The sequence below is a fragment of the Rhodovastum atsumiense genome, assembly GCF_937425535.1.
Lineage (GTDB): Bacteria > Pseudomonadota > Alphaproteobacteria > Acetobacterales > Acetobacteraceae > Rhodovastum > Rhodovastum atsumiense.
On the sequence record NZ_OW485601.1, the window covers coordinates 2,037,054 to 2,054,362 of the forward strand.

General features: G+C 67.3%; 17 protein-coding genes, 1 tRNA gene, 1 pseudogene and 1 riboswitch. Of the genes and pseudogenes, 9 read left to right on the forward strand and 10 right to left on the reverse strand.

The window, feature by feature from the left end:
- Positions 1-112: 112 nt before the first annotated feature.
- The 5 genes from NBY65_RS09230 to NBY65_RS09250 all read right to left on the reverse strand — a co-directional run bounded on the left by NBY65_RS09230 (position 113) and on the right by NBY65_RS09250 (position 4,403).
- A complete protein-coding gene (locus NBY65_RS09230) occupies positions 113-1,150 on the reverse strand; it encodes a DUF2125 domain-containing protein (RefSeq protein ID WP_150039777.1) in 1,038 nt (345 codons plus the stop codon).
- A gap of 159 nt (positions 1,151-1,309) precedes the next feature.
- On the reverse strand, positions 1,310-2,095 hold the full coding sequence (locus NBY65_RS09235) for a lysophospholipid acyltransferase family protein (protein ID WP_150039775.1): 786 nt from the start codon (positions 2,093-2,095) through the stop codon (positions 1,310-1,312).
- On the reverse strand, positions 2,092-2,754 hold the full coding sequence (locus NBY65_RS09240) for a YdcF family protein (RefSeq protein WP_150039773.1): 663 nt from the start codon (positions 2,752-2,754) through the stop codon (positions 2,092-2,094). Before NBY65_RS09240 ends, NBY65_RS09235 begins: the two co-directional genes overlap by 4 nt.
- A gap of 52 nt (positions 2,755-2,806) precedes the next feature.
- Entirely contained in the window at positions 2,807-3,733 is a 927-nt protein-coding gene (locus NBY65_RS09245) for a cell division protein FtsX (RefSeq protein WP_150039772.1), read from the reverse strand.
- Entirely contained in the window at positions 3,726-4,403 is a 678-nt protein-coding gene (locus NBY65_RS09250; RefSeq protein ID WP_150039770.1) for a cell division ATP-binding protein FtsE, read from the reverse strand. The genes NBY65_RS09245 and NBY65_RS09250 overlap by 8 nt, the downstream gene beginning before the upstream one ends.
- Positions 4,404-4,519: 116 nt before the next feature.
- Between NBY65_RS09250 and NBY65_RS34065 the strand changes: the two are divergent.
- From NBY65_RS34065 to NBY65_RS09275, 6 genes and pseudogenes are all read left to right on the forward strand, one after another.
- A pseudogene (locus NBY65_RS34065) lies at positions 4,520-4,615 on the forward strand (zinc-ribbon domain-containing protein); the annotation flags it as partial.
- 120 nt (positions 4,616-4,735) lie between these two features.
- On the forward strand, positions 4,736-4,948 hold the full coding sequence (locus tag NBY65_RS09255; RefSeq protein ID WP_239002703.1) for a hypothetical protein: 213 nt from the start codon (positions 4,736-4,738) through the stop codon (positions 4,946-4,948).
- 674 nt (positions 4,949-5,622) lie between these two features.
- The gene (locus tag NBY65_RS09260; protein ID WP_239002711.1) at positions 5,623-6,297 is read left to right on the forward strand and encodes a LuxR C-terminal-related transcriptional regulator; all 675 of its coding nucleotides are present in this window, start codon (positions 5,623-5,625) and stop codon (positions 6,295-6,297) included.
- A 414-nt stretch (positions 6,298-6,711) separates the two neighbouring features.
- A complete protein-coding gene (locus NBY65_RS09265; protein ID WP_150039765.1) occupies positions 6,712-6,942 on the forward strand; it encodes a hypothetical protein in 231 nt (76 codons plus the stop codon).
- Positions 6,943-7,116: 174 nt separating this feature from the next.
- Positions 7,117-8,382: an HlyD family secretion protein gene (locus NBY65_RS09270; RefSeq protein WP_150039763.1), complete on the forward strand. Its 1,266-nt coding sequence runs from the start codon at positions 7,117-7,119 to the stop codon at positions 8,380-8,382.
- Positions 8,379-10,478 carry a peptidase domain-containing ABC transporter gene (locus NBY65_RS09275; protein WP_239002702.1) on the forward strand — a complete coding sequence of 700 codons (2,100 nt, stop codon included), beginning with the start codon at positions 8,379-8,381 and terminating at the stop codon, positions 10,476-10,478. The genes NBY65_RS09270 and NBY65_RS09275 overlap by 4 nt, the downstream gene beginning before the upstream one ends.
- A gap of 43 nt (positions 10,479-10,521) precedes the next feature.
- Here NBY65_RS09275 and NBY65_RS09280 read toward each other — a convergent pair whose 3' ends face one another.
- Both NBY65_RS09280 and NBY65_RS09285 read right to left on the reverse strand, forming a co-directional pair.
- Complete coding sequence (locus NBY65_RS09280) at positions 10,522-11,685, reverse strand: aldose epimerase family protein (RefSeq protein ID WP_239002701.1); 1,164 nt, start codon at positions 11,683-11,685, stop codon at positions 10,522-10,524.
- 188 nt (positions 11,686-11,873) lie between these two features.
- Positions 11,874-11,947 (reverse strand) — tRNA-Gly (locus NBY65_RS09285).
- Positions 11,948-12,080: 133 nt separating this feature from the next.
- Positions 12,081-12,160, forward strand: a riboswitch (SAM riboswitch).
- Positions 12,161-12,217: 57 nt separating this feature from the next.
- On the opposite strand from NBY65_RS09285, the gene metZ reads away from it, so the two are divergent.
- From metZ to folE, 3 genes are all read left to right on the forward strand, one after another.
- The gene (gene metZ / locus NBY65_RS09290) at positions 12,218-13,420 is read left to right on the forward strand and encodes an O-succinylhomoserine sulfhydrylase (protein ID WP_150039761.1); all 1,203 of its coding nucleotides are present in this window, start codon (positions 12,218-12,220) and stop codon (positions 13,418-13,420) included.
- A 52-nt stretch (positions 13,421-13,472) separates the two neighbouring features.
- Complete coding sequence (gene apaG, locus NBY65_RS09295) at positions 13,473-13,877, forward strand: Co2+/Mg2+ efflux protein ApaG (RefSeq protein ID WP_150039759.1); 405 nt, start codon at positions 13,473-13,475, stop codon at positions 13,875-13,877.
- A 209-nt stretch (positions 13,878-14,086) separates the two neighbouring features.
- Entirely contained in the window at positions 14,087-14,689 is a 603-nt protein-coding gene (folE, locus tag NBY65_RS09300; protein WP_150039757.1) for a GTP cyclohydrolase I FolE, read from the forward strand.
- Positions 14,690-14,760: 71 nt separating this feature from the next.
- Here folE and NBY65_RS09305 read toward each other — a convergent pair whose 3' ends face one another.
- From NBY65_RS09305 to NBY65_RS09315, 3 genes are read right to left on the reverse strand one after another with little or no spacing between them, the layout of a single operon-like run.
- Positions 14,761-15,555: an inositol monophosphatase family protein gene (locus NBY65_RS09305; protein WP_150039756.1), complete on the reverse strand. Its 795-nt coding sequence runs from the start codon at positions 15,553-15,555 to the stop codon at positions 14,761-14,763.
- On the reverse strand, positions 15,552-16,430 hold the full coding sequence (locus NBY65_RS09310; RefSeq protein WP_338110393.1) for a carbohydrate ABC transporter permease: 879 nt from the start codon (positions 16,428-16,430) through the stop codon (positions 15,552-15,554). Before NBY65_RS09310 ends, NBY65_RS09305 begins: the two co-directional genes overlap by 4 nt.
- Positions 16,427-17,296, reverse strand: coding sequence for a carbohydrate ABC transporter permease (locus NBY65_RS09315; RefSeq protein WP_338110392.1), 870 nt, complete (start codon positions 17,294-17,296; stop codon positions 16,427-16,429). The genes NBY65_RS09310 and NBY65_RS09315 overlap by 4 nt, the downstream gene beginning before the upstream one ends.
- Positions 17,297-17,309: the final 13 nt, after the last annotated feature.

The following is a 17,309-nucleotide window of genomic DNA, read 5'->3' on the forward strand; positions in this document are numbered from 1 at the left end:
CAGGCGATTGGATCGCAGGCGCGTCTTGACCGGGCTGCTCAGGCAACCCGGCAAATAATTCGCGCGATCCCCGTCCGAATGGTCATGCGAAAACCCTACCAGAACCGATGGCCTATTGCCAGACCCATTCCACAACCCGGGCGAGCGGAAACCGCGCCACCGAGAACAGGCGGTCCTGCAGCTCGAACGGCACATCGATCCGGGGCGCACCGCCGCCCTCAGGCGCCGTCGCGAGCAATCCCAGCACCGCCTTCGCCGCCGTCGCCGCGCGCGGGGCCACGACACGCGCGGCGGCGAGCGCATCCAGGGTCTCGCCATAGCCGACGATGCGCGCCGTGCCGCTGCCGGCCGGCTGCAACTGGGCATCCAACCGGAACGTGGCCCCCGCGCTCAGGCCCAGCGGCCCCCACCCGAGCGCGAACCGACTGACCTGCAGCGTGCCACCACCGTCGCGCCAGGCGGCGGCATAGGCAGCAGCCGTGCTCGCCGGGCGCAGCGGACCAGTCAGGGTCGCATCGGCGGACACCGTGGCGATCCGCGACCCCAGCCCCCAGTTCCCCGGCAGGCTGACCGCCTCGGCCGCCAGCGAGACCGCCAGCGCCGCCTCATCAGGCCCGGTCGCACGCTGCGCCATGCCCTGCCCCGTCAGCGTCCCGACCATGGTCTCGCCCGCGTCGGTGCGCAGCCGCAGCCCGCTCGCAGCGAGTTCAGCCGGCCCGGAGCGGTCCAGCTTCAGCATGAACGTCAGGCGATCGGCCTGGATCACCACCTCGGGCAGGGCGGCGACGCGCAGGCGCTGCGGCCCGCCCAGCCGGATCTGCAGCACACGCGGCTGCATCGGCGTCACCGCGAGCCGCACCCCCGTGCCCTGCCAGGTGAAGCCGCCGGGGATCTGGGCCGCGCCACCGCCGAGGGAAAGCCGCGGCACGTCCAGGGCCGCCTCGAACGGCCAGCCTCCCCAGGACGGCAGGTCCGAGGTCACGGTCCAGCCGGCGTCGCGGCATTGTGTCTGCCAGGCGACGAATTCGGCCTCGAGCCGGATGACCGCGACGAGCCACAATGCCAGGTGGCCCAACGCGGCGACCAGGGCGACAGCGAGAACGCCGGCCAGGGCGCGACGCAGGCCGGAACGACCGCGAGAGACTGCCATGACCGGCCCCTAGGACTTCATCCGCGGCCGGGCAGCTACGCGGACTCTGCACTTCCGGGTGCATCCAGGCGCCATAATCCCCAACGTACGGGCGCACCGCGCCGCTGTCGTGCACAGGTCGAAAACACTATTACTTTCAACGTTTTGAATGTGCATTTTTCAGTTCTTTATGCGGAATGAACCGGCAAAACCCACAGAGTTGTCCACAGGCTTTCCCCCGTTCCCGAACTTGTCCACAGGTGTTCCGCCGCGCAGCTCGGCATAGCCTGTGGCATAGGCATCGCTCAGTCTGGTCATCACCGCTTCGCGTGGCAGTCCGGCCGGCAACGGCGGCATGATGGCGAGGCGGATCGTGCCGGGCCGCTTGAGAAAGGCCCGGCGCCCCCAGTAATGACCGGAATCCGTCACCACCGGGATGACCGGCAGGCCGGTGCGCGCCGCCACGGCGGCGACGCCAGGCTGCAGTTTCGCCCGCACCCCGGGGGCCACGCGGGTACCTTCCGGGAAGATCACAATCCGCTGCCCGGCCGCCGTGGCCCGTTCAGCCCGGCGCATCACGTCCCGCAGCGCGGTCGCCCCGGCCCGCCGGTCCACCGGGATCATGCCCGCCCGCAGCAGCAGAGCCCCGAACAGCGGGATAAGAGTGAGCTCCCGCTTGAGGACATAGACGAACTCCGGCACCAGCAGCACCCAGACGATCGCGTCGAAAGCGGATTGGTGCATTGGCGCAATAACAACAGGGCCGGAGGCGAGATGTTCGCGTCCGCTGACCTCCCAGTCGATGCCGCAGATGCGGCGCAGGCCACCCAGCACCAGCCGCGCCCAGAGCCGCGCGGCGTCACGGGCCCGCCCCGGATCACGACCGAACAGGCCGTACCAGAGGCAGATGACCGTGGTGAGACCATAGAACCAGATATTGAAGACCAGGGACCGGAGCAGGATCATCCGCCGTGTTTCTCCTCGCGTGCCGGCGGATGCGCATCGCTGCGGGAGGCCAGCGCCGACAGCCCCACCTCCGCCGCCAACCATTTCGTGTATTCGCTCGCCAGCAGGCGCAGGGCCCCCGCCCCCTGCTGGCGCAGAGCCTGCGGGACCACGGGAACAGGATGCAGCGTGGCCTCCGGCAGGGCGCGCGACAATTCGGCGAGCGCGCGTGGCATGTGATAGGCCGCGGTGACCACGATGACCGAGCGGATGGCGTTGGCATGCGCCCATTCCGCGGTCTCGACCGCGTTGCCGCGGGTGGAGGCGGCGTTGCGTCCCAGGGTCACGCGCTCGCCCAGGCCCGGATCGACCCCGGCACGATGCGCCAGCGCCGCGAAGTCGGTGGTCCCGCCAACCCCCGAGATCAGCAGCAGCCGGGCACGATCCCCGGCGAGCAGCCGCAGCGCCGTCTCGACCCGCTCGGACCCGCCGGTCAGCGCGACGATGCCGTCCGCCTGCGGCGGTGGCGCGGCGGTGGCGGTCCAGGCGACCTGAACGAACCAGGCGAAGCCGGCCAGCCAGAGCCCGGCGAGCGCGACCAGCCCGCCCAGCAACAGGCAGATCCCGCGCACCCAGCGCGCCATGCGCCGGGAGGCAAGCAAGGCTCCTGCCGGCATCATCGCGGATCCGCTCGCCATGGCGCGCCCAACCGGCGTTGCAGGGGCGTCACGATCATGGCAGCCGCCGCAACCAGCGGCGCACGGTGGCCTGGGCCGTCACCGCACCGATCGCCGCGGCGGCGCAGGGCAAGGCAGGCAGGGCCGCCCATAGCGGCGCCGGCAACGCCGCCAGCAGGCCGATGGCGAGCGGTTCGGCCTGGGAGGCCCGCGCGAAAGCAAAGGGCGCCGCGAACTGCGCCAGCAGCAGCAGCACAGGCAAGGCCGCCAGCGCCCCCACCACCCCGCCGAAGGCCGCAAGCAGGGTGATGCGGCGGGAGAAACGCCCGGCGATATAGCCATCGGAGGCGCCGAGGCGATGCACCAGTTCGATCGCCTCGCGGCGGGCGGCGAGGCCGGCCCGGGTGGCAACCGCGACCACCGCCGCCGCCACCGCCGCCACCACGCCCAGCGCCAGCCAGGCACAGGCCTGCAGGCTGTGCGCCAGCACGGCCAGGCGCTGCACCCACTCGCCATGCCCCTCGGCGAGGGTTCCCGGCACGGCAGTCGCGAGCCGTGCCGCGATGTCGGCGACCTCGGCCGGCGCATCGGGCGCAAGGCGCACCTCGATCACGGCGGGCAAGGGCAGGGCGATCTCCTCGGCGGCGTCGCCGAGCCAGGGCCGCAGCAGATCCGCAAGCTCCCCCTCGGAAAGGGCCCGCACGGAGGCGATCCCGGGCATCGCCTGCAGCGCGGCCAAAGCGCGATCGCGGCGGCTCTGCCCGGCCTCCATCGTTCCGGGATCGGGCACCTGTACCGTCAGCGTCGACCCCGCTCCGGCCTGCCAGTGTCCGGCCAGGGCCCGCGCGCCGACCACGCCGGCCAGGGCCAGCGCCGCCAGGAAGGCCATGGCGGCGACCAGCAAGGGCAGCATGCGGTCGCCCAGCGCGCGGCGCAGGCCGAGGTCGTCGAAATGCGCGGGTCGCAGATGGGTCCTAGCCATCGCCGACCAACCGCCCGCGTTCCAGCCGCAACGACGGTCCCGGATGCCGCGCCACCAACCCGTCGTTGTGGGTGGCGATGACGACGGTCGTGCCAAGCCGGTTGAGCCGCTTGAGCAACACGATCAGACGCTCGGCCTGGACCTCGTCGAGATTGCCGGTGGGCTCGTCGGCGAGCAGCAAGGCCGGGCGCGGCACTACGGCGCGGGCCAGCGCCACGCGTTGCTGCTCGCCGCCGGACAGCTCGGAGGGGAACACGCCGGCCTTTCCCTCCAGCCCGACCCAGCGCAGCATCTCGAGCACATCGGCCCGGATCTGGCCTTCCGGCCGGCCGGCGATGCGCAGCGGCAGCGCCACGTTGTCGTAGGCCGAGAGATGGGCGAGCAGGCGGAAATCCTGGAACACCATGCCGATGCGCCGACGCAGCCGCGGCAACTGGCGCCGCCCGGCGAGGCCTACATCGGTACCGAGCACCACCAGGCGACCCCGACTCGGCCGCATGGCGAGGTGAAGCAGGTGCAGCAGGCTGGACTTGCCGGCCCCGGAGGGACCGAGCAGCCACCGGAAGCCGCCTTCAGGAATTGTGAAGGTCAGTCCACGCAGGACCTCCGGGGCGGAGCGCCCGCCACTCGCCCCGCCATACTGCAGACCAACCTCATCGAGGGACACCATGCCGGTGTTCTGCCATCGAATCCCATCGTGCCGGAAGGTCGCTCCGCACGACCGCCAGCCGTTGCAAGGCCGGTGTTCTTCTCCCAGTATCCCGCCCGATCCGAGAGTGTCGTTGCATGCATCTCGCCTGTCCGTCCTGCCATGCCACCTATGATGTCCCCGACACATTGCTGGGGACCCCGCCGCGACCGGTCCGGTGTGCCCGTTGCGCAACAGTGTTCACGCCGCCAGAACCGGCGCCTCCCCCCTCCTCCCCGGCCGACGCCCCCCCTGCTCCGCCCCCCTCGCCCGTCAGCAGGCCAGAACCAAGGCTGACGGCAAAGGTGCGGCCCGTGCCCCTCAGCGTCCTGCCGGAAGAGCTGGAAATGCCCCCCGCCCCCCCTTCGGCCGGCGCCCCGCTGGCAGCCGCGGCGGCGGCGTGGGTGCTAAGCCTGGCTCTGCTGGGTGGGGCGGGATATGCCGCGTGGCACTGGCGCGAGGAGATCATGGCGGCATGGCCGCCGAGCCAGCGCGCCTACGCCCTGTTCAATGCCCTGACCCGCTGAGCCCTGAGCCGCTGAAACCCCGCCTGCCGCCCGGCCTGAACGACCCCGCAACCGGGCTGTCCGGAACACGGCCCGGCCCACGGCCCGGCCATTGCGCGCGGCCAGATACGTCCCGGGCCCATTTCCGGAAATCACGACATTCCGAGAATCCGCCAGCACAAATCCGCCCAATCATCTCGATTATTTATTGAATTGCGCGGGACAAACCACCCCATCATGCGATGGGACATTCATGCGCCGGAATATCAATTACGACTTCCGTAAAAGAACGGTCGATTAATAAATTACTTCCAGCACAGCCTGGCGCGGCACCGCACTCACCACCCATTTTTGCAAAATGTTAAATTCTCCCTGAAACTGATTACCTCTCATGAATTGTGCGCAGCAGTTAAAAATTGAGTCAAATTGATGGCTTGACAGCCATCATAGACACTGCCGTGGATATTTTGATTCCATGCCCCTATCCCATTTCAGAACTTCGTTACATGTATATTCAAGAATACCATCGCTCTCCCTTTATGGCCGCATATGCATTATGACACACGGGGCGGAATATTTATCAGGGTTTCGGAAAGTTCAAAATGGCACCTGATGGGAACGAACCAAATGACTTCGATGATACCGACGAAGTCGATCTGGAACTAATCCCGAATGGGGATAACCCTGCAGAGGAAATGTCCATCACTGATTGTGCAAGAGTATTCGTGATCAGTGATATTCGACTATTACAGGAAAGCGTTGTTGTCGGCCTGTCGCATAGCGACAATATGAACGTGATCGGTTGGGCGGACAGCACCGAGGGGCCGGCGCGGGTCGCGACGGAGCGGCCCGACGTGGTCCTGCTCGATGCCGGCGCCAGCAACGGCTTCACCCTGCCGCCCCTGCTACGCCGGCTGGTTCCCGGCCTGTGCGTGGTCGTCTTCGGCGTTGCCAGCAACGAAGCCGACATCATGGCCTGGGCCGAGGCCGGCGCGAGCGGCTATGTGGCACGGAACGGGTCGGGCAGCGACCTGATCGCAGCGGTGAAAGCCGCGCTGCGCGGGGAAATAAGCTGCTCTGCCCGTGTCACCGGCCGCCTGTTCGCGCGCATCGCCGAGTTGTCGGAGCGGCGCTACCCGAACGAGACAGCCGAGTTGCTCACCACGCGGGAGCGCCAGGTCATGAGCCTGGTCGAACAGGGACTCTCCAACAAGGAAATCGCCCGGGAACTCGGGATCGGCCCTGCGACCGTCAAGAACCACATCCATCGCATCCTGCGGAAGTTGCGGGCCCGCGGACGCGGCGAGGCAGCGGCGCGGCTGCGCCGCCATGGCGAGGCGCTCAGCCATTCCATGTGCAACGGAAACTGACGAACCGGTCCGGGGCAGGCCGATCCATGGCGCGACCGCAGCCGCCCCGGAAGGTGGCCCGGTCCTGCGGCGTCATGGACGGCCGACCCTCCCGCGCGGGGCAGCCGTCCAGCCGCGAGGGCAATGGCCCGGCAAAGTCGTCGCCTTGGGGTTTCAGACGTGCCAGCCGGCAAACTCCTGTGTTCCGCGGGGCCTGGTACCTGCCCCCTCATGATCAAGGGTACCGGTACCTTGTACGCTTCGGACTAATGGCCTTCGCCGACCCTCTCTGCCAACGTCGCGGTGGACCTGGCGGCATGGGTCAAGATCCCGCCGCCTCAGGTTCCAGAGTGCCGGCCTTCAGCGCCCACAAAACGCCGAAGCGCAGGCCTCCGAACACCTTCCCCACGATACGCAGGAAGAGGAACAAAGAGAATGCAGCACCAACTTCTCGAACTCAGTGGAACCGAGCTGGATCTCGTCGGCGCCGGTCACGGCTCCTACGGCTTCAATGAACATTGGCATGCCTCGCGCCGCTGGCGTCACCACGGCCATCGCCATAACTGGGGCCACAAGAAGGATGCCTCGAAGCCCGTGTCCACCCCGACCAGCACCAATACCGCCACCGTCAATGTCGAGGTGAACGTCAGCATCAACCAATCGTAAACAGCGCCTGATCATCGCCGGGAAGAGCCCTGCCAGGATCCGCAGCACCGGTCCCGGCCGGGCATCTTCCCTCCCCCTTCCCGGCGCCCTGCGCGGGGAAGGGGCGATGTCGCGCCGATGCGGCGGGCGCGGGCCGAAGATCCGACCAAGCTTCCTCTCGACCGGAGACCCGCGTTGGCAGTTCCGCGCACCCTGTTCCGCCAGGAAGCCATCGAATTCCAGCAGCATCATCGCCAGTGGGGCGAAATCGCGCTGCTGCAACCGCTGTCGATGCGCATCACGGTCTGGTTCGTCACCGTCGTGGTCGCCGCCATCGTCGTCTTCCTCAGCCAGGCGCCCTATACGCGCAAGGAAACGGTGTCCGGCTACCTGATGCCGACCGCCGGCACCGCGCGGATCTACGCGCAGCAGCCCGGCGTGATCAGCACCGTCTTCGTCGAGGAAGGCCAGGACGTCGTCGACGGGCAACCGCTGCTGAGCATCACCACCCCCCAGGTCTCAACCGACGGTGCAGACGTCAACGGCGAAATCCTCGACGCGCTGCTGCAGCAGCGCGACCGCCTCAACACCCGGATCAAGGCGGAGGCCAACCGCACCGCCGCCGAGGCCCGCCGGCTGCGAACCCTGATCCTGGGCCTGACCGACAGCGTGACGCATCTCGAAGCACAGATCGAACTGCAGCATGAGCGGATCACCCTGGCGCAGGCGCTGGTCGATCCCGCCGTCAAGCTCTACGAAAAGGGCTACATCTCCGGCCTCGACCTCAACAAGCGCAAGGAGGCGGTGCTCGAGCACAAGATCTCCCTCGACTCGCTGTCGCAGCAACTGGCCGAACGCCGCAACCAGCTGACCGAGCAGCAATCCGCCCTTGAGCAACTGCCGGTGACGGCGGCCGATCGCACCCATGCCATGAATGTCGAGCTGTCCTCGCTGGAACAGCGCATCTTCGAGGTGAACGGCAAGCGCGCCTACATCATCCGCGCCCCGATCTCCGGCCGCGTTTCCGCCGTGCAGGCGACCGTCGGCGAACAGGCAGACCCGCGCCGCCAGCAGATGAGCATCGTTCCCGCCGGTGGCACGATGCAGGCGGAGCTGCTGGTGCCGACACGGGCGATGGGCTTCGTGCGCCTCGGCCAGCGCGTGCGCATTCTCTATGAAGCCTTCCCGTACCAGAACTTCGGCACCTATGGCGGACACATCGTGCGGGTGTCGCGGACGGTGCTGACCGGCACCGACATGACCGGCCCGCTGACCCCCACCGAACCCGTCTACCGCGTCAGCGCCGCGCTCGACCGACCGGATGTCGAGGCCCATGGACAGCGACGATCCCTGCAACCCGACATGCTGCTGCGCGCCGACATCATCCTCGACCGGCGCTCGCTGATGGAGTGGCTGGTGAGCTCATTGCTTGGAACAAGCCTGCGCGGGATGCAGCCGTGATCGGCTCGCTGCTGGATTTCGCCGGGCGCAAGCGCCTTCCCCTGGTGCTGCAGACCGAGGCCGCGGAATGCGGTCTCGCCTGTCTGGCCATGGTCACGTCCTATTACGGGCACCGCATCGACCTGAACACGCTGCGCCGGCGCCATCCGGTGTCGCTGAAAGGCGTGACGCTGCGCGGCCTGATCCAGGTGGCGACCCACATGGACCTGACCTGCCGGCCGCTGCGCTTCGAAATCGAGCAGCTCAGGCTGTTGCGCCTGCCGGCCATCGTCCACTGGGACATGAACCACTTCGTGGTGCTCAAGGCGGTCACCGGCCGCAACGTGGTAGTACACGACCCCGCCAGCGGCGAGCGCCGGATGTCGCTGGTGGAGGCCTCCAAGCACCTGACCGGCGTTGCGCTGGAGCTCTCCCCCACCGAGAAATTCATCCGCCAGGACGAACGCCGGCGGCTGCCCTTCTCGGTGTTCTGGGCCCAGATGCGCGGGCTCGGCCATCCGCTGGTGCAGGTGCTGGTGCTCTCGGTCATCCTGGAAGCGCTGGTGATCGCGAGCCCGTTCTACATGCAGATCGTGCTGGACGAGGTGGTCGCACGCGGGGACGCGGACCTGCTGACGGTGCTGGCGCTTGGCTTCGGGCTGCTGACCCTGATCTCGGTGACCGCCACGGCGCTGCGCTCGCACCTGGTGCTCGTGGTGCAGAACGCCGTGCATTTCCAGATCGGCGCCCGGTTGTTCCACCATCTGCTGCGCCTGCCGCTGACCTGGTTCGAGAAGCGGCATGTCGGTGACATCATGTCGCGCTTCGGCTCGATCGAGCCGATCCGCAACCTGCTGGCCGAAGGATTGATCACCGCCCTGCTCGACGGGGTGATGGCGATCGCGACGCTGACGATGATGTGCATCTATGCCCCGAAGCTGGCGGCCGTCGTCGTCTGCGCCCTGGTGCTCTACACCGCGCTGCGGCTCGGCCTGTTCCGCATGTTCCGCATGCGCAGCGAGACCGCGATCCAGGCCCACGCGCAGGAGGATTCCACCTTCATCGAGACGGTGCGGGCGGCGCAGAGCCTGAAGCTGTTCAACCGCGAGAGCGAGCGCGAGGGCCAGTGGCTGAACCGCTTCGCCGATGTGATCAATGCCAATGTCCGGCTCGGCCGCGCGCAGATCACCTTCAAGACCCTGAACACGCTGATCTTCGGCATCGAGGCCATCGTCACGATCTATATCGCCGCCCGGCTGGTGCTGGGGAACGCGCTGACCGTCGGCATGGTCTTCGCCTTCATCAGCTACAAGACCCATTTCAGCCAGAAGACCATCGAGCTGGTCGAACGGGCGATCGACTTCCGGCTGCTCGGCCTGCACCTGGAGCGGCTGGCCGACATCGCCCTGCATCCGCTCGAACGTGGCCACGACCAGCCGCTGGCCTATATGCGCGAGATCCGCGGCGGCATCGAGCTGCGCAACGTGTCGTTCCGCTACGCCGAAAGCGAGCCCTTCGTGCTCGAGAACATCAACTTCAGCGTGGAAGCAGGCCGGTTCGTGACCATCACCGGCCCTTCCGGCGGCGGCAAGACCACCCTGATCAAGATCATGCTCGGCCTGATCGAGCCGAGCAGCGGCGAGGTGCTGATCGACGGCGTGCCGCTCACCACCATGGGCGTGAAATGCTACCGCGAACAGGTGGCCGCGGTGATGCAGGACGACCAGTTGCTCTCCGGGTCGGTCGCCGACAATATCTGCTTCTTCGACCCCGATTTCGACCAGGAGCGAATGATCCGCTGCGCCGAACTCGCTGCGATCCACGACGAGATCATGGCCATGCCGATGGCCTATAACAGCCTGATCGGCGACATGGGCAGTTCACTCTCCGGCGGGCAGAAGCAGCGGGTGCTGCTGGCGCGCGCGCTGTACCGCCAGCCGAAGATCCTGTTCCTCGACGAGGGCACCGCGCATCTGGACGTGGCGAAGGAAAAGGTGATCAACGAGAATCTGCGCCGGCTGGAAATCACCCGCATCAACGTCGCCCACCGGCCCGACATCGCCAGCGGCGCCGACCTGGTGCTGCGCGTCGAGAACAACCGGATCCAGAGCGGCTGAGCACCAGGCCCCCTTCCGGGGACCTGGCCTTCCCTGCCGATCCTTACCGGCTGGTCGAGAATTTATAGACGATCTGTCCGACGTACCATTGCCCCGGGTTCAGCACGGTCGAGGGAAATTCCGGGTGGTTCACCGAATCCGGGTAGTGGGCCGGTTCCATGGCGAAGGAGCTGCGGAACGGGTAAAGCACGCCACCCTTGCCCTGGTCGCGCGGCGCCTTGGCCTCGAGATTGTTGCCGGAGAACAGTTGCAGGCTGGGCTCGGTCGACCAGACTTCCATGATACGGCCGGATTTCGGGTCAAGCACCCGCGCATCGAAGCCGAGCTGGCCTTCGGGCTTGTTCACCACCCAGGTGCTGTCATAGCCGTTGCCGGCCTTCAGCAGGTCATAGGGCTGGTCGATGTCGCGCCCCAGCGGCTTGGGCTGGCGGAAATCCATCGGCGAGCCGGCCACGTCACGCAGCTTGCCGGTGGGGATCAGGGTCTCGTCGATGTCCAGCACGCGGTCCGCATTCAACGTCACCACGTGATCAAGGATCGAACTGCCGGGCACGCCGGAGAGGTTGAAGAAGGTGTGCCCGGTGAAATTGGCGATGGTCTTCTTATCGGCCGCCACCGCCTGCCAGCTCAGCACCAGCTGGTTGTCGTCGGTCACGGCGTAGACCACGCGCACCGGCAGGGTGCCGGGATAGCCTTCCTCGCCGTCCTTGAAGACATGGGTCATCTCGACCGCGTTGGGGGCGAGCTGACGAGCCTCGAAGACCAGCAGACGGGACCCCTTGGTGCCACCATGCAGGGAGTTGGGCGGGTTGTTGATGGTGACCTGATATTGTTGCCCGTCGAGAGTGAAGCGCCCCTTGGCGATGCGGTTGGCGACCCGGCCGATGAAAGCGCCCATCGAGGGCTGGCCGGCCATCACCGCGTCGATCGAGTCGTAGCCGGCGACCACGTCGCCGAGCCGCCCGTCACGGTCGGGCACGAGGATCTGTTCGATCTTGGCGCCATAATTGGTGATCTTCACCACCATTCCCGCCGGGTTGCGGATGGTGAAGAGATCGGTCTGCAGCCCATCGACCTGCTTCTGGAAGGCCTCGCGCCGGAGTTCCACATAGGTGCCCTGGGCGGGGGATTGCGTTGGGGAAAGGACCAGGGCCAGCAGCAATGCCGCACCGAAGGAGCCTGGTTTCGCCATGGTATGCGTGCGCATGAGAGCGTTCCGACCGGAGAGGTTTCCGTTGGGAACCGGTTTCAGATTGTCCGGTCTGCTGTGCGACTCGAAATGAAAACGGTTCCATTGCAACGGTAGGTCACGGCCGAGGGGGGCGCAATCGCCACAGGCGCCCTGCCCGCGACGGAGGGCGGGGCCACAACGGCATGATCATCGGGAAGCAAGGATGGAGCGGGTGAAGGGAATCGAACCCTCGTATGCAGCTTGGGAAGCTGCCGTTCTACCATTGAACTACACCCGCATGCGGCGCCCGAACGAACGGGAGTGCCACCGCAAGCCGGTCCCTATATACGCAAGCCTGGCGCGCTCTGCAACGCCCGGGAATTGACGCGGGCGGCCCGAGGGTCCATACGGGCGGCTCCGGCCGACATCGCGTGACCGGACCTCGTGATTTGTCCGGCCGGATTGCGGCGAGGTGAAACAAGCGCGCTAAAGAGGCCAGCGGGACCGCAGTTTTTCACGCACCCGCGGCGTCCACGGTCGGTCCACCCGCCGCGAGGGCCCGGTACCGATGTCCAGCACCCCCCATTATCGTCCCGCCACCCTGCTGGTGCAGGGCGGCATCGAACGTACCCAGTACGCCGAGACCGCCGAGGCGTTGTTCCTGACCTCAGGCTTCGTCTACGACGATGCCGACCAGGCGGAAGCCACGTTCAACGGCACCACCGACCACTACCAGTATTCCCGTTTCGGCAATCCCACCGTCACGATGTTCGAGGAGCGGCTGGCCCGGATCGAGGGGGCCGAGGCCTGCCGCGCCACCGCGACCGGCATGGCCGCGGTGAACGCCGCGCTGCTGGCCGGGCTGAAGGCGGGTGATCGCGTGGTCGCCTCGCGGGCGCTGTTCGGCTCCTGCCACTGGATCGTCTCCACGCTGCTGCCGCGCTTCGGCATCGCCACCGAGTTCGTCGATTGCGCCGACCTGGAGCAGTGGCGGGCGGCGCTGTCCCGACCGGCCGCCCTGGTGCTGCTGGAATCCCCGTCCAACCCGATGCTGGAGATCGTCGACCTGCGCGCCGTCTCCGCGCTGGCGCATGCCGCCGGGGCGCTCGTGGTGGTCGACAACGTGTTCGCGACCCCGCTGCTGCAGAAGCCGCTCGCCCTCGGCGCCGACGTGGTGGTGTATTCCTGTACCAAGCATATCGACGGCCAGGGCCGTGTGCTCGGCGGTGCCGTGCTCGGCAGCCGCAAATGGATCGAGGAGGTGCTGTCCCCCTTCATCCGCAACACCGGCCCGGTGATCTCGCCATTCAATGCCTGGCTGCTGCTGAAGGGGCTGGAGACGCTGGCCCTGCGCGTCGAGGCCGGCTGCCGCAATGCCGCGGCGATCGCCGATTTCCTGGCGACCCGGCCGGGGGTGACGCGGGTCTGGTACCCCGCCCGCACCGATCATCCGCAGCATGCGCTGGCGATGGCGCAGGCCTCCGCCGGCGGCACCATGGTGACCTTCGAGGTCGCCGGCGGCAAGGAAGGCGCGTTCCGGGTGCTGAACGGGCTGCGGCTGGTGCGGGTTTCCAACAATCTCGGCGATGCAAAGTCGCTGGCGACACATCCGGCCACCACCACGCATATGCGCATCGGCCCCGAGGAGCGGGAGCGGCTGGGCATCACCGACGGCGTCATCCGGCTGTCGGTGGGGCTCGAGGATGTCGAGGACCTGAAGGAGGACCTCGCCCGGGCGCTCGACGGACTTGCCAGCCGCGCGACGGCCTGAAGGCTGGACAAGCTCCCGGCGGGCGGTGTGTCATCCCCGCCGGGAGGCGAACATGAGTGTGGACTACAGCCAGACCACGCGGGAGATCCGCGTCGACGTGCGGTCATTCTATCTCGCCGACCAGTCGCGGCCGGAGGAGGGGCGGTTCATGTGGGCCTACCGCATCCGCATCCACAATCTCGGGCGCGAGACGGTGCAGTTGCTCCGGCGCACCTGGCACATCACCGACGCGCACGGGCGCACCCAGACCGTGAACGGTGCCGGCGTGATCGGCCAGCAGCCGGTGCTCGAGCCCGGCGAGACCTTCGAATACACCTCCGGCACGCCGCTGGAGACGCCGTCCGGCTTCATGGTCGGCGCTTATCACATGGTCGTGCCGGACAGCGGCGAGGCATTCGACGTGGCCATCCCTGCCTTCAGCCTGGACAGCCCGCACCAGGACGGCCGGGTTCACTGAGACGTGACGGACAGGTTCGATGGGCTCCGCAACCGCACCGGATTCGTACCGCGCTCATCTTGTGGGCCGGACGGTCTGGCCCATATGCCTTCACGGTGAGCCGGACAACAGGCGCCAACGTCCCTCGCCCACATCCAAGATCAGCCATCACCTGTGCGAGGAATGCTGCGGTGAATATCGTGACCCCTCCTGACCGCCTGGGCCCGTCCATGTCCGTGAGCACGAAGCGCCCCACGCGGGAAGAAGCCGAGGCGGCGGTCCGCACGCTGCTGCTGTGGGCCGGCGAAGATCCGCAGCGCGAAGGATTGCTCGGCACCCCCGACCGGGTGGTGCGCTCCTACGAGGAGTTCTTCGAAGGTTACCGGATCGATCCGGTGGCCCTGCTTGAGCGCACCTTCGAGGAAACCGACGGCTACGACGAGATCGTGCTGCTCCGTGACATCCGGCTGGAGAGTTATTGCGAGCATCACATGGTGCCGATCATCGGCCGTGCGCACGTGGCCTACCTGCCGCATCGCCGCGTCGTCGGCATCAGCAAGCTCGCCCGCGTGGTGGATGCCTATGCCAAGCGGCTGCAGATCCAGGAAAAGATGACCGCGCAGATCGCCAACACCATCAACGAGGTGCTGCAGCCGCGCGGAGTGGCCGTCATCATCGAGGCGCAGCACCAGTGCATGACCACGCGTGGCGTCCACAAGCCGGGCGTGTCGATGGTGACCAGCCGGATGCTCGGCGCCTTCCGCGAGGACGCCAGCACGCGGCGGGAATTGCTGGCGATGATCGGTCGTTCCCCGGCCGGCAGCATCGACTGAGCCGCGCAGCGAGACTGGGGTGCAGGGGCCTTGTGGCCCCTGCCGGGTCGAGGGCAGAGCCCTCGCCTTCCTTAGACTTTCCAGCTTTCAAACCCCACAACGCCGGCCAGTTCCCCCGCAATCCCCGGCGCGGCAGCGATGATCTTGTTGCCGCGTTCCATGCCGTCCCCTTCCAGGAACGGCGAGACATGGGCACCGGCCTCGGCCAGGATCGCCAGTACGGCGGCCACGTCCCACAGATTGATGTGCAGTTCCACATAGGCATCGAGTCGCCCGGCAGCGACGTCGGCAAGCCCCATCGCCCCTGATCCGCCGGAGCGCATCATCGCCCCCGCGCCCATCACGTCGCTGACCAGTTTCCAGTAGCGATCGTTCGGCCGGCGCGGCGACCAGCCGCATTCGATCATGGCGCGGGTGAGTTCGGTGGTGGCGGCGGCCCGGATCGGCCGGCCGTTCAGCGTGGCGCCGTTGCCTTGCCGGGCAGCGAAGGTTTCGCGCAGGGCCGGTGCCACCAGCACCCCGAGCAGGGCGGTATGATCCTCGATCAACCCGAGCGAGACGCACCAGCGATCGGCACCGCGGGCAAAATTGGAGGTGCCGTCGATCGGATCGAGCACCCAGCGCAACCGTCCCTCGCGGCCTTTGCCGGTTTCCTCACCCTGGAACCCGTCCTCCGGGAAGGCTTCGGCAAGCGCCTTCGCAACGAAAGCCTCGGTGGCGCCGTCGGCCTCGGTCAGCCAGTTCTGGGCGCTCTTGAGCGTCGCGGCGGTGGCGGCCCCTGGGGGCGGGCGCATGCTGAGTGCCAGCGCGGCCGCCTGTTCCGCGATGCGAATGGCCGTGTCCAGTCGTCGTTCGAGTGCCGTCATCGGATCCCCGCGCGCATGAAGCTTTGCACGAATTGCCTCTGGAACAGCAGGAAGGCAACCAGCAACGGCGCCGATGTCATCAGCGTCGCGGCGGTGATGATCGACCAGTCGATGCCCTGGTCGGTGGAGGCGAACACCGACAGCCCCACCGTCAAGGGACGGGTACCGACCGAATTGGTGATAACCAGCGGCCAGAGGAAGTTGTTCCAGTGATAGCTGACAGACACCAGGCCGTAGGCGATATAGGTCGGCTTCGCCAGGGGCACGTAGACCCGCCAGAGCCGCCCGAGCAATGAGCAGCCTTCCAGCCGCGCGGCGTCGTCGAGCTCCTGCGGCACGGTGCGGAAGGTCTGGCGCAGCAGGAAGATGCCGAAGGCCGAGCCGAGATAAGGGAGCGCGATCGCCAGGATGGAATCGACCAGCCCGAGCTGTGCCAGGGTGCGGTAATTTCCTACCAGCAACACGTCCGGCATGATCATCAGTTGCAGCAGCACGATCGCGAACAGCGTGTCCCGCCCGGGGAAATTCAGGCGCGCGAAGGCAAAGGCGGCGGGCGTGCACAGCACGAACTGCGCAACCAGGACCAGCGTGACCAGCAGCACGGTATTGACCAGGTAGCGCGCGAAGGGGGCCGCGTTCCAGGCAAGTTCCAGGTTGTGCAGCGTCAGCGGCGCGAACGGATCGAAGCGGGTGGCGTAGGCGGCCGGATGGAAGGCGGTCCAGGCCGCGTAAAGCAACGGCAGCACCCAGAGAATGCCGAGCAGCCAGGCGCCGGTGATCTCAAGCCACCGCGTGCCGCGCCATCCCATTCCCCCGGTCGCGGACACCGCCCGTCCCGTGCCGGCAAGTGGCGGCAGGGAGAACGTGGTGCTCATCGGTAATGCACCCGCCGGCCGAGCAGGCCGAACTGCAGGGCGGCCAGGGTGGCGAGGATAGCGAGCAGGACCGTGGTGAGGGCGGCCGCCATGGCGGTGTCCCAGAAGCGGAAGCCGGCTTCGTAGATGTAATACAGCAGCAGGGTAGTGGCGTTGTCCGGGCCGCCGCGCGTCATCACCACCACATGGTCCACCATGCGGAAGGCGTTGACCACGGCATTGACCAGCACGAACAGGGTGGTGGGCATCAGCAACGGCAGGGTGACGCGGCGGAAGAAATTCCAGCGCGAGCTGCCTTCCAGCGCGGCGGCCTCCTTCAGGTCGGGCGGCATGGACTGCAGCGCCGCGAGGTAGAAGATCATGAAGAACCCGGCTTCCTTCCAGACCGCGACAAGGATCATGGCAGGCAGCGCGGTGTCGCGGTCGCCGAGCCAGTTATGGCGACCACCGCCGAACAGCCCGAGCACGCGGTCGAACAGGCCGTAATCGGGCGTGTAGAAGAATAACCAGATATTGGCCACCGCGATCATCGGCAGGATGGTCGGGGTGAAATAGGCCATGCGCAGCAACGGCCGGCCCGGCAGCGCCTGGTTCACGGCCAGCGCCATGACCAGGGCAATCACCACGGAGGCAGGGATGGTGACGGCGGCGTAGATCGTGTTGTTCCACAATGCCTGGAGGAACACCGGATCGTCGAGCAGGTCGGCGTAGTTCTCCAGCCCGACGAAGACCGACGGGCGGCTGCCGCGAGGCGTGGTGTGGAGGCTGTCGAGGATCGTGGTCAGGGCCGGCCAATGGGTGAAGCCGACCAGCAGCACCAGGGCCGGCAGGACCAGCAGCCAGGCGTGGAGGGTTTCACGCTTCATGGGCATCTCCGCC